This is a genomic window from Halopseudomonas salina, assembly GCF_008641105.1.
Window position 1 is genome coordinate 82,737 of record NZ_VTTI01000008.1, and the last position, 11,790, is coordinate 94,526.

Annotated in this window: 9 protein-coding genes, 2 tRNA genes and 1 pseudogene; 1 reads left to right on the forward strand and 11 read right to left on the reverse strand. The window is 57.3% G+C overall.

Going from position 1 to position 11,790, the window contains the following annotated elements; translation table 11 throughout:
• Window positions 1-67: 67 nt before the first annotated feature.
• The 11 genes and pseudogenes from infB to rlmE all read right to left on the reverse strand — a co-directional run bounded on the left by infB (window position 68) and on the right by rlmE (window position 11,365).
• The gene (gene infB / locus FZF01_RS13725) at window positions 68-2,614 is read right to left on the reverse strand and encodes a translation initiation factor IF-2 (protein ID WP_150278773.1); all 2,547 of its coding nucleotides are present in this window, start codon (window positions 2,612-2,614) and stop codon (window positions 68-70) included.
• Between the two features lie 60 nt (window positions 2,615-2,674).
• Window positions 2,675-4,156, reverse strand: coding sequence for a transcription termination factor NusA (gene nusA / locus FZF01_RS13730; RefSeq protein ID WP_150278774.1), 1,482 nt, complete (start codon window positions 4,154-4,156; stop codon window positions 2,675-2,677).
• Between the two features lie 53 nt (window positions 4,157-4,209).
• On the reverse strand, window positions 4,210-4,665 hold the full coding sequence (gene rimP, locus FZF01_RS13735; RefSeq protein ID WP_150278775.1) for a ribosome maturation factor RimP: 456 nt from the start codon (window positions 4,663-4,665) through the stop codon (window positions 4,210-4,212).
• Between the two features lie 166 nt (window positions 4,666-4,831).
• Window positions 4,832-4,908: transfer RNA gene (locus FZF01_RS13740), tRNA-Met, on the reverse strand.
• Window positions 4,909-5,009: 101 nt separating this feature from the next.
• Window positions 5,010-5,094: transfer RNA gene (locus FZF01_RS13745), tRNA-Leu, on the reverse strand.
• 12 nt (window positions 5,095-5,106) lie between these two features.
• Window positions 5,107-5,505 carry a preprotein translocase subunit SecG gene (gene secG / locus FZF01_RS13750; protein WP_150278776.1) on the reverse strand — a complete coding sequence of 133 codons (399 nt, stop codon included), beginning with the start codon at window positions 5,503-5,505 and terminating at the stop codon, window positions 5,107-5,109.
• Window positions 5,505-6,263 carry a triose-phosphate isomerase gene (gene tpiA, locus FZF01_RS13755; protein WP_150278777.1) on the reverse strand — a complete coding sequence of 253 codons (759 nt, stop codon included), beginning with the start codon at window positions 6,261-6,263 and terminating at the stop codon, window positions 5,505-5,507. Before tpiA ends, secG begins: the two co-directional genes overlap by 1 nt.
• 82 nt (window positions 6,264-6,345) lie before the next feature.
• Window positions 6,346-7,686 carry a phosphoglucosamine mutase gene (glmM, locus tag FZF01_RS13760; protein ID WP_150278778.1) on the reverse strand — a complete coding sequence of 447 codons (1,341 nt, stop codon included), beginning with the start codon at window positions 7,684-7,686 and terminating at the stop codon, window positions 6,346-6,348.
• Window positions 7,687-7,734: 48 nt separating this feature from the next.
• Window positions 7,735-8,607, reverse strand: coding sequence for a dihydropteroate synthase (gene folP / locus FZF01_RS13765; protein ID WP_150278848.1), 873 nt, complete (start codon window positions 8,605-8,607; stop codon window positions 7,735-7,737).
• Between the two features lie 132 nt (window positions 8,608-8,739).
• Window positions 8,740-10,564: pseudogene (gene ftsH, locus FZF01_RS13770) on the reverse strand (ATP-dependent zinc metalloprotease FtsH); the annotation flags it as partial.
• Window positions 10,565-10,738: 174 nt separating this feature from the next.
• Window positions 10,739-11,365 (reverse strand): 23S rRNA (uridine(2552)-2'-O)-methyltransferase RlmE, encoded by a 627-nt coding sequence (gene rlmE, locus FZF01_RS13775; protein WP_150278780.1) that lies wholly within the window; start codon window positions 11,363-11,365, stop codon window positions 10,739-10,741.
• 108 nt (window positions 11,366-11,473) lie between these two features.
• On the opposite strand from rlmE, the gene yhbY reads away from it, so the two are divergent.
• Complete coding sequence (gene yhbY / locus FZF01_RS13780) at window positions 11,474-11,788, forward strand: ribosome assembly RNA-binding protein YhbY (RefSeq protein WP_150278781.1); 315 nt, start codon at window positions 11,474-11,476, stop codon at window positions 11,786-11,788.
• Window positions 11,789-11,790: the final 2 nt, after the last annotated feature.

Here is an 11,790-nt window from a genome sequence, read left to right on the forward strand (position 1 = left end):
GAACGGCAAGCACCCGGATCAGCTTGCGCTGAGCCCGATGCCTGCCGTGTATCACCGCCTGCAGCTATTACAGGCTGCGTTGTACCTGGATGCGCTCGAATACTTCGATGCGGTCACCGGGCTTGACGTCATTGTAGTTCTTCACGCCGATACCGCACTCCATGCCGTTACGCACTTCGCCGATGTCATCCTTGAAGCGACGCAGGGATTCCAGCTCGCCTTCGTAGATAACCACGTCTTCGCGCAGTACACGGATAGGGCGGTTACGATAGACGGTACCTTCAATGACCATGCAACCAGCAATCGCGCCAAACTTCGGCGAACGGAACACGTCGCGCACTTCGGCAACACCGAGGATCTGTTCGCGAACGTCGCTGCCCAGCATACCGCCGAGGGCTTTCTTGACGTCGTCGATGATCTCGTAAATGACGCTGTAGTAGCGCAGGTCAATGCTTTCGGATTCGACGATCTTGCGTGCAGTAGCATCGGCACGGACGTTGAAACCGAAGATCACGGCATTGGATGCCAAGGCCAGGTTGGCGTCGGTTTCAGTAATACCACCTACGCCACCGGAGATGATCTTGACCTGCACTTCGTCATTACCCAGCTCGCTCAAGGAACCCTGCAGGGCTTCCAGCGAACCACGCACATCGGACTTGAGTACGATGTTGAGGGTCTTCTTCTCGTCCTGTCCCATGTTTTCGAACATGTTCTCGAGCTTGGAAGACTGCTGGCGAGCCAGCTTGATCTCACGGAACTTGCCCTGACGGAACAGCGCCACTTCCCGCGCCTTCTTCTCGTCAGTAACCACAGTGAGTTCATCACCGGCATCCGGCGTGCCATCCAGACCCAGAATCTCTACAGGGATAGACGGGCCTGCTTCCTTGATCGACTTGCCGTTTTCGTCATACATCGCACGAACGCGGCCGTAGTTCACGCCAGCCAGGACGATATCGCCCTGACGCAGGGTGCCATTCTGAACCAGAACGGTGGCAACCGGGCCACGGCCCTTGTCCAGACGCGACTCAACCACAACACCACGGCCTGGAGCTGAAGGCTGGGCCTGCAGTTCAAGTACTTCGGCCTGCAGCAGAACTGCTTCGAGCAGGTCGTCGATGCCGGTACCCTCTTTGGCAGACACATGCATGAACATGGTATCGCCACCCCACTCTTCAGGGATGACGTCCAGTGCGGCCAGGGCGTTCTTGATGCGGTCCGGATCGGCGTCTTCCTTGTCGATCTTGTTCACAGCAACAACCAGCGGTACACCGGCAGCCTTGGCGTGGGCCACGGCTTCTTCAGTCTGCGGCATAACACCGTCGTCAGCAGCAACCACCAGAATCACGATGTCGGTAGCCTTGGCACCACGGGCACGCATTGCGGTAAACGCAGCGTGGCCGGGGGTGTCGAGGAAAGTGACCATGCCGCGATCGGTTTCAACGTGGTAAGCACCAATGTGCTGGGTAATACCACCGGCCTCGCCAGAGGCGACCTTGGCACGACGGATGTAGTCCAGCAGCGAGGTCTTACCATGGTCAACGTGACCCATAACGGTTACAACCGGTGCACGATTGACCATCTCGCCTTCGTGCGCCTGGGACTCGGAAACCAGCGCGTCTTCCAGCTCGCTTTCGCTGGTCTGCTTGACCTTGTGGCCCATGTCCTCGGCAATAATGCTGGCCGTGTCCTGATCCAGCACCTGGTTGATGGTTACCATGTTGCCGGCCTTGAACATGTACTTGATGACTTCGGCCGCCTTGATCGACATCTTCTGGGCCAGTTCGGCCACGGTGATGGTCTCGCCAATTACAACTTCTCGCACTATAGGTCCTGTCGGCTTTTCGAAGCCGTGTACATTGCGTTTCTTGTTCGCCTTGAGTTTGCCACCACCACCACGACGACGGGCACCGCCATCGTCGTCATCGTTGCCACGCGGGGCATTACGGCCCTTGGCACTGTTGCCACCGGCACGTTTGCGGCTACGCTCTTCCTCTTCCTCGGCGCGAGTCGGCTTGCGATGCGCGTCCTTTTTCTTGGAATGGTCAGGCTTGTCTGCCGGCGGTGCGATAACCACAGGGGCGGCTGGCGGCTCGGGGGCTGCAGCCGGCGCTTCAGGTTCGACCTTGGCGGGCTGCTCGGGAGCAGCGGCTGGAGGAGTAGCAGGAGCTGCCGCTTCAGGCGCCTTGGCCGCAGCCTCAGCAGCAATGCGAGCTTCTTCATCAGCCTTGCGCTTGGCTTCAGCAGCCACCGCAGCAATCCGGGCTTCCTCGGCGGCACGCAGCTCATCGGCCTCACGCTGACGCTCAGCTTCGAGATCAACCGGGTCGCGCTTGACGTAGGTCTTCTTCTTGCGCACTTCAACGTTGACCGTCTTGCTACCTGCTACCCGCAGGGTGCTGACCGTCTTGCGCTTGAGGGTAATCTTGCGCGGCTCGCCGGCAGATTCACCACCATGGGAATTCTTGAGAAAGGCCAGTAATGCCTGCTTTTCCTCATCGCTCACACGCTGATCCGCGCTGGTTTGGGGCAAACCGGCTTCCTGCATCTGCTGTAGCAGGCGCTCCAGGGGGGTTCCCACTACCTGGGCCAACTCTTTGACCGTTACTTCCGCCATTCAATTCTCTCCTCAGTCGGGTACCTGCTTACGCGCAGGGTAAAAGTACTAACCGACCGGTTATGCAAACCAGGGTGCCCGTGCGGCCATGATCAAGGCACCGGCACGTTCTTCGTCAATACTTTCAATCTCCAGCAGTTCGTCAATTGACTGTTCTGCCAGATCTTCCATGGTGATGATGCCTTTTGCGGCCAGATGGAACGCCAGTGAGCGGTCCATCCCTTCCATGTTCAACAGATCGTCTGCTGGCTGCACTTCATCCAGCTTCTCTTCACTGGCAAGCGCCTTCGTCAGCAGCAGATCCTTGGCCCGCGAACGCAGCTCGGTGACGATGTCTTCGTCAAAGCCGTCGATCGCCAGCATCTCCTCCATGGGTACGTAGGCAATTTCCTCCAGGGAGGTAAAGCCTTCTTCTACCAGGAGTTGCGCCAGATCGTCTTCGATATCCAGCTCATCGACGAAAGTACGCAGGATATCGCCAGTCTCGGCTTCCTGCTTGGCGCGGATATCATCTTCGGTCATCACGTTCAGGGTCCAGCCGGTCAGCATGCTGGCCAGGCGTACGTTCTGGCCGCTGCGCCCGATTGCCTGAGCGAGATTATCCTCGGCCACGGCGATGTCGATGGTGTGCGCATCTTCATCCAGAATGATCGACGCCACTTCGGCCGGAGCCATGGCGTTGATCACGAACTGGGCGAAGTTGTCATCCCACAATACGATGTCCACGCGCTCGCCACCCAGCTCGCCAGATACGGCCTGTACGCGGGAACCGCGCATACCAATGCAGGCGCCCTGGGGATCAATACGCTTGTCCTTGGAGCGGACGGCGATCTTGGCCCGCGAGCCTGGGTCACGAGCAGCGCCCATGACTTCGATAAGCTCTTCGGCGATTTCCGGCACTTCAATGCGGAACAGCTCGATGATCATCTCCGGACAGCTGCGCGACAATACCAACTGAGGACCGCGGTTCTCGGTACGGATGTCCTTGAGCAGTGCGCGAATACGAGTGCCGGTGCGGAAAGTCTCGCGCGGAATCATCTCTTCGCGGGGCAATACCGCTTCGGCATTATTACCCAGGTCAACGATAACGCTGTCGCGTGTCACCTTCTTGACCGTACCGCTGATAATTTCACCCAACCGGTCACGGTAGGCATCAACGACCTGAGCACGCTCAGCCTCGCGAACCTTCTGGACAATAACCTGCTTGGCGATCTGCGCAGCAATACGACCGAATTCGACCGACTCGATCTTGTCTTCGATCACGTCGCCAAACTTGATGTCGGGATCACGCTCCTGGCCCTGGTCGAGGGTCATTTGCATGCCGGGCTCTTCGAAATCCTCATCGGCAACCACAGTCCAGCGCATGAAAGTCTCGTAGCTGCCGGTGTGACGATCGATCGCCACGCGCACATCTACTTCATCCTCATAACGCTTCTTGGTAGCTGTTGCCAATGCCAGTTCCAACGCTTCAAAAATCACGCCGGGCGGTACGCCCTTCTCATTGGAAACGGATTCCACAACCAGCAGCACTTCTTTGCTCATCGTATGCCTCGCCTAACGCCATCCATTGGGGCCACTGGAGCCCGAAATAATGCTCAAAACCGTGGAATGATATTGCTCTTGTCGATTGTGTCGATCGGCAGCAGGTACTCATGCTCTTCTACCTGCAATATGACCTCATCACCTTCGACTCCACGGATGACACCTTGAAAATTCCGCCGCCCCTCATAGGGGACGCGTAACTTGATCTTGGCCTGCTCACCAACATGACTGGCGAACTGCTCAAGTGTAAACAAAGGCCGGTCCATACCTGGGGAGGAAACCTCCAGGGTGTAATCACCTGAAATCGGATCCTCGACATCCAGTACAGCGCTAACCTGTCGGCTGACCGCCGCGCACGCCTCGACACTCACACCCTCGGGATGGTCGATATACACGCGCAAAAGACTATGTCGCCCCTGGGACAAATATTCCACACCCCAACAACGATAGCCCAAAGCTTCGACAATCGGGACCGCAATGGCCTCCAACTCAGTCACTTTGCCGGACAAATTAACCGCCTCGCTTTCAAAATAATAAACGGCCTGAAAACAGTCTGATTTATACAGCCTGAAAAACATGCACCAATAAAAAATGGGCATTGAAGCCCATCCCGTTTTACACCGCCCGAGCGAACAGGACAGCTAATAAAAAGCCCCTGAAAAGGGGCCTTGAAACTGGTTGCGGGGGCAGGATTTGAACCTACGACCTTCGGGTTATGAGCCCGACGAGCTACCAGACTGCTCCACCCCGCGTCGAATCTAGGGCGCTCATTATACGCCCGGATGCCTGACAAGACAACCGGCGTACTTAGCCCTGAAATATGCAGGGCCTGCAAATGCAGGCCCTGTTTGATTGGTGCGGAAGATGGGACTCGAACCCATACACCCTAAGGCACTACCCCCTCAAGATAGCGTGTCTACCAATTCCACCACTTCCGCAAAACTGTTGGCTTACTCGACCGGAGGTACATCGTCCGTCGCGTCTGCCTGAGGAGTCTGCTCTTCAAGAACAGGTACATCTTCCTGCAATACAGGAACATCTTCTTCAATGCTCTGCGGAGCAAAATCCCGCTGCATTGCCGGCGCAGGCAAACCTGCATCACGAATCACATCCGCCTTGTTGCTGGCATAAAATGCCAAGCCCAGCGAGGTGATGAAGAATACAGCGGCCAACACAGCTGTCAAGCGGCTAAGGAAAGTTGCCGAACCCTGACTGCCAAAAACAGTGCCAGATGCGCCGGACCCGAAGGACGCGCCAGTCTCGGCACCCTTACCCTGCTGAATCAGCACGAGGCCGACCAGCGCGAGCGCTGCCATCAGGTGAATAACCACTACCACGGTCTCAATCATTACACTCGTCCTGCGGCACGTGCTATCGCACCAAATTCATCTGCGTTGAGGGAAGCTCCACCTACCAGCCCCCCATCGATATCCGGCATGGCGAAAAGTGCTTCGGCGTTATCCGCCTTGACGCTGCCGCCGTAAACAATCTGAACCAGCTGCGCCTGCTCATCGTCAAGCATCGCAAGCCGCGCCCGGATCATCGCGTGCACATCCTGGGCCTGGTCAGGCTCGGCTGTCAATCCGGTACCTATTGCCCAGACCGGCTCGTAAGCCACCACACCCTGGGCCAATCCTCCTACGCCAAAGGCATCAAGAATCACTTTCAGCTGAGTACCCACTACTTCGGCGGTCCGCCCGGCATCTCGCTGCTCGAGCGTCTCGCCTACACAGAGTACCGGGCGCAAACCGCAAGCCAATGCTGCAGCAAATTTCTTGCGCACTACCTCGTCAGTTTCACCAAACAGACTGCGACGTTCGGAGTGACCAACGAGTACAAATTCACATCCCGCATCTCGCAACTGGGCTGCCGATATCTCGCCTGTCAGAGCACCAGGCTCAGCCTGATAAGCGCAGCTTTGGCCGCCGACATACAGCGGAGAGCCAGACAGACGCTCCAGACAATGCTGAATGTACAGTGACGGCGGGGCAATCATGAGATCTACGTTATCCGGCCAGTCCTGCTGATTCAGCCCTTTCAGAAGGCTGTCAACGGATTGCCGAGTCCCATGCATTTTCCAGTTACCGGCGACGAGCAGACGACGCATCCTCAACCTCTCAGTTCGAGCGGGCGCCAATGTTAACCAAGTTGCCCCACTGACACAACCGCATTTTCAATATGCCGATGGGTCAGGCAAACAAGGCACGCACTTCAGCCGCCAGGGTTTCCGCCTGAGCTGAAACCAGCGCCGCGTCCTGCCCCTCCACCATCACGCGAATCAGCGGCTCGGTACCAGACAGCCGCAAGAGAACACGCCCGCTGGCACCAAGACGATCCTCGGCGGCTTTAACCGCAGACTGCAGACCAGGGTCAGCCAATGGTGACGCACTGCCACGCTGATAACGCACGTTGATCAGTACCTGCGGGCATTTCTGCATACCCTGTCGCGCCTCTGACAACGTCTGACCAGAGCCCTGCAGGGCCTTCAGAACCTGTAGTGCGGCAATGATGCCGTCACCGGTACTGCTGTGATGCAGACACACAAGGTGCCCGGAAGCCTCGCCACCAAGGACCCAGTCACGCTCACGCAACTCTGCCATGACGTAGCGATCACCGACCTTGGCCCGCACGAAATCAATGCCTTTTTCACGCAACGCCAGCTCGAGCCCCAGATTGCTCATCAGCGTACCCACCACACCGCCACGCAATGCCTCGCGCTGCTGCAATTCCAGGGCAAGGATAAAGAGCAACTCGTCACCGTCGACCTCGACACCCTGGTTGTCGACCATCAGAACGCGGTCACCGTCGCCATCCAGAGCGATCCCGATATCCGCCCCGCGGGACAACACCTCGGCACGCAACGCCGTCAGATCAGTAGAGCCCACGCCATCATTGATATTCACACCGTTGGGCGAGGCGCCAATCACGAACACCTCGGCACCCAGCTCGCGGAAAACACTCGGAGCCACCTTGTAGGTAGCCCCGTTGGCGCAATCAAGCACGATTCTCATGCCTTTGAAGCTGGTACTGGTCGGCACACTACTTTTGCAGAACTCGATATAGCGCCCGGAGGCGTCCTCGACCCGGAAGACCTTACCCAGCGAAGCCGAATCGACCACTTCCATCGGTGTGTCCACCAGTCGCTCTATTTCCAGCTCGAGATCATCAGGCAGTTTGCTGCCCGCAGCAGAGAAAAACTTGATGCCGTTATCATAATAGGGGTTATGCGAGGCGCTGATGACGATGCCAGCGCTTGCCTGAAAGGTACGGGTCAGGTAAGCGATGGCCGGCGTTGGCATGGGCCCCAACAACTGAACGTGGGCACCAGCAGCCGACAGCCCGGCCTCCAGTGCCGACTCGAACATATACCCGGAAATTCGCGTGTCCTTGCCGATCATCACCCGGCACTCGCCTTTCTTCCTGAAGGCAGTACCGACAGCCCAGCCAAGCTTCAGAATAAATTCTGGGGTGATGGGTGCAACACCGACCTGCCCGCGAATGCCATCCGTGCCGAAATATTTCTTTTCCATAATGCGCAAAATCCTGATCAGTTCTTTGTTGGGTGATTTCTTATGTATTTAGGACGAGACGATAGCTTCTTCACCCGCCGCTATCACAGCTTCTGTCATTCTTACCGCATCAACCGTCTGAGCCACGTCATGCGCGCGAATAATTCGCGCGCCAGCCTGCACCGCCATTACGGCCAGCGCCAAACTGCCGGAAAGACGCTGATCAACTGGCCGATTCAACAACTGGCCAATCATGCTCTTGCGTGACACCCCGACCAACAGCGGCAAACCCTGCGGCAGCAGACGCCGCATACCGGCAAACAACTGCAGATTATGCTCCAGTGTCTTGCCAAAGCCGAAGCCAGGGTCAAGCAGCAACCTCTCCTCAGGTATACCAGTCTGCGTAGAAGCTGCCACACGCTCAATCAGAAAGGCGCTGACCTCCTCAACAATCGAATCATATTGCGGGGCCTGCTGCATATCCTGAGGACTGCCCTGCATGTGCATCAGGCATACCGGCAACCCTGTGGCAGCCGCCGCCGCAAGGGCTCCGGGACGGCGCAGAGCGCGAACGTCATTGATCAGCCCGGCGCCCGCTGCAGCAGATTCGGTGATGACCTGTGGGGTGCTGGTGTCTACTGAAACAACGGTATCAAAACGCTGCTTGATCGCCTCGACAACCGGGACCACGCGTTCGACTTCCTGCTCGGCACTGACCGGATCTGCTCCAGGCCGGGTGGACTCGCCACCCACATCGATCAGCGTGGCGCCGTCGGCGAGCATCTGCTCGACATGGCGCATTGCCTGATCGAAACGCATAAAGCGTCCACCATCAGAAAAGGAGTCAGGGGTCACATTGAGGATGCCCATGACATGGGCACTGGAGAGGTCAAGCTCCCGATCGCCGCAAGGCAACCGGGAACCAGATTTTACACTTGGCATCTGCATGCTGGGTATATCCGGATCAGTGCTCTCCTGCCGGCCCACCAATAATGCTGTCGCCACGTTTGTCGGAGGGCTCTTCATCCGGAGAGGACCCTGCTGCTGCGCCTGGGCCCGCCTTGTCATCGGAGTTCCAGTCCTTTGGCTCACGCGCCGGCTTGCCGGTCATGATGTCCTGGATCTGGTCAGCATCAATGGTTTCGTACTTCATCAACGCCTGGGCCATCAGGTCCAGCTTGTCGCGGTTATCCTTGAGCAACTGCTGGGCAGTAGCATAGCAGTCGTCAATGATCCGACGGACCTCCTGATCGATCTGCTTGGCAGTCTCACCGGAGATTCCGCTGGTTCCGCCACCGCCCTGGCGACCCAGATAGCCCTGATCCTCGTCTTCACCGTACATCAATGGCCCCAACTTCTCGGACAGCCCCCACTTGGTGACCATGTTCTTCGCCAACTGGGTGGCGCGCTGGATATCATTGGAGGCACCGGTGGTGACCCCATCAAAGCCCAGAGTCATTTCTTCGGCGATACGCCCACCAAACAGCGAACAGATCTGGCTGGTCAGCGCACGCTTGGACAGGCTGTAGCGGTCCTCCTCGGGGAGGAACATGGTCACACCCAGGGCCCGGCCACGGGGAATGATAGAGACCTTGTAGACCGGATCATGCTCGGGCACCAGACGACCGATAATCGCGTGGCCTGACTCGTGATATGCCGTGTTGAGTTTTTCCTTGTCAGACATGACCATGGATTTGCGCTCGGCGCCCATCATGATCTTGTCCTTGGCCATCTCGAACTCTTTCATCTCGACCAGACGCTTGCCTGCGCGGGCCGCGAACAGCGAGGCCTCGTTTACCAGGTTGGCCAAGTCGGCACCGGAGAATCCGGGCGTACCGCGCGCAATATTGCCGGGCATCACGTCATCGCCGAGCGGAACCTTGCGCATGTGCACCTTGAGAATCTGCTCACGCCCGCGGATGTCGGGCAGGCCGACGACAACCTGACGGTCGAAACGACCGGGTCGCAGCAAAGCGGGGTCAAGCACGTCAGGGCGGTTAGTTGCGGCAACAACGATAATGCCATCGTTTGGCTCAAAACCGTCCATCTCAACCAGCAACTGGTTCAGGGTCTGTTCACGTTCGTCGTGACCACCGCCCATCCCCGAGCCACGGTGACGGCCGACAGCATCAATCTCGTCGATAAAGATAATGCACGGAGCATGCTTCTTGGCCTGCTCGAACATGTCGCGCACACGGCTCGCACCCACACCGACAAACATTTCGACGAAGTCGGAACCAGAGATAGTAAAGAAAGGTACCTTGGCCTCGCCCGCTACCGCCTTGGCCAGCAACGTCTTACCCGTACCCGGCTGACCGACCATCAGTACGCCGCGGGGAATATGCCCGCCCAGGCGCTGGAACTTGCCCGGATCGCGCAGAAACTCAACCAGCTCGCTGACCTCTTCCTTCGCTTCGTCGCAACCGGCAACGTCAGCAAAGGTAGTCTTTACCTGATCTTCCGACAGCATGCGCGCCTTGCTCTTGCCGAAGCTCATCGGGCCGCCCTTGCCGCCCGCACCGCCCTGCATCTGCCGCATGAAGAACATGAAGATGGCGATGATGATCAGGATCGGGAAACTGGCAATCAGCAGCTGGGTCCAGATGCTTTGCTGCTCTGGTTGCTTGCCTTCGATCACCACGTTGTTTTCCAGCAGATCACCGATCAGGCCGCTGTCCTGAATTGCCGGCCGCACAGTCTTGAACTGGCTACCGTCACTCTTGACGCCCGTGATCTCGAAACCATCAACAGTAACCCGTTCTACCTGGCCCTGTTTGACCTGCTCGATAAACTGGGAATAGTTGAGGGAGTTGGTCGTTTCACTGGGACCACTGAAGTTGTTCATCACCGTGACCAGTACGGCCGCGATGATCAACCACAGGATGAGATTCTTTGCCATGTCATTCAAATTGCTACCCTCTTGCCCAGTTGGCTGGTTAGCCAGGGCCTGACTGAGTCTTGATTGCCTCAGGATACATTACACTAAACTGCCATGCCGCTGCAGAGAACCCAGTGTAACGCTCTGTGTCGCCCGTTTGCCGGGGCGACTCCCTCTTTATCTGACAGACCAGAGTCACTCCTGGCCCTTGTAACCTTTACCCAGCAGATAGGTCTCCCTCGACCTGCCCCTCGATGCATCGGGTTTGCGGGTTACCACCTTGTCGAAGCGACTGCGCATCAACTTGAAATATTCATCGAAGCCTTCGCCGTGAAACACCTTGATCAGGAAGTCTCCACCCGGCTTCAACACCCTCTCAGCCATATCCAACGCCAACTCGCACAAATAAATGGCCGCAGGCTGATCTACTTCAGGTGTTCCACTCATATTGGGGGCCATATCGGAAATAACAAGGTCAACCGGCTGTTCGTCAATGGCGGCGAGGATCGCTTCAAATACGCTGTCCTCGGTAAAATCGCCTTCGATGAAGGTCACATCGGCGATACTGTCCATCGGCAAGATGTCGGAGGCAATGATGCGACCCTTCTCGCCGATCAGTCGGCTGGCAACCTGGGACCAACCCCCGGGAGCCGAGCCCAGATCGACAACAGTCATGCCGGGTCGGAACAAGCGATCCTTTTCCTGAACTTCCAGGAGCTTGTAGCTCGCCCGCGACCGATATCCATCCTTTTGCGCCTGCTTGACGAAAGGGTCATCAAAATGCTCTTTCAGCCAGCCCTTGCTGGTCTTGCTCTGTGCCACGGAATACCCCATGCAGCGAAGCGCGCCGCCTGTTAAACTGCTTCCTGTCTATATGGACAGCAGCGTTGCATTTAAATTCTCATCAATACTGGTAAGCACCCGATCATTATGACCCTCAGCTCAGCTCAGAAGAAAGACTACAAACGTATTGGCCATCATCTCAAGCCAGTGGTCATCGTCAGCGACCAGGGCGCCAGCGAAGGCGTCATATCTGAGCTTGACCGCGCACTGACTGATCATGAACTGATCAAGATACGCATCAGCGTTGCTGACCGGGAGACCAAACAGGCTCTGATTCAGCAAGTGTGCAAGGCTACAGGCGCCGAACTGGTTCAAGTCATTGGCAAGATGGCAATTCTGTTGCGTCCCAACAAGAAGGCCAATCCCAACTTGTCGAATCTGGTTCGCTTCAAGGAAATCTGAGC

Bases quoted from the DNA above. Each gene is read 5' to 3' on its own strand.
- infB (WP_150278773.1), bottom strand. From the start codon at position 2,614: ATGGCGGAAGTAACGGTCAAAGAGTTGGCCCAGGTAGTGGGAACCCCC.
- nusA (WP_150278774.1), bottom strand. From the start codon at position 4,156: ATGAGCAAAGAAGTGCTGCTGGTTGTGGAATCCGTTTCCAATGAGAAG.
- secG (WP_150278776.1), bottom strand. From the start codon at position 5,505: ATGATTGAGACCGTGGTAGTGGTTATTCACCTGATGGCAGCGCTCGCG.
- tpiA (WP_150278777.1), bottom strand. From the start codon at position 6,263: ATGCGTCGTCTGCTCGTCGCCGGTAACTGGAAAATGCATGGGACTCGG.
- glmM (WP_150278778.1), bottom strand. From the start codon at position 7,686: ATGGAAAAGAAATATTTCGGCACGGATGGCATTCGCGGGCAGGTCGGT.
- folP (WP_150278848.1), bottom strand. From the start codon at position 8,607: ATGCCAAGTGTAAAATCTGGTTCCCGGTTGCCTTGCGGCGATCGGGAG.
- yhbY (WP_150278781.1), top strand. From the start codon at position 11,474: ATGACCCTCAGCTCAGCTCAGAAGAAAGACTACAAACGTATTGGCCAT.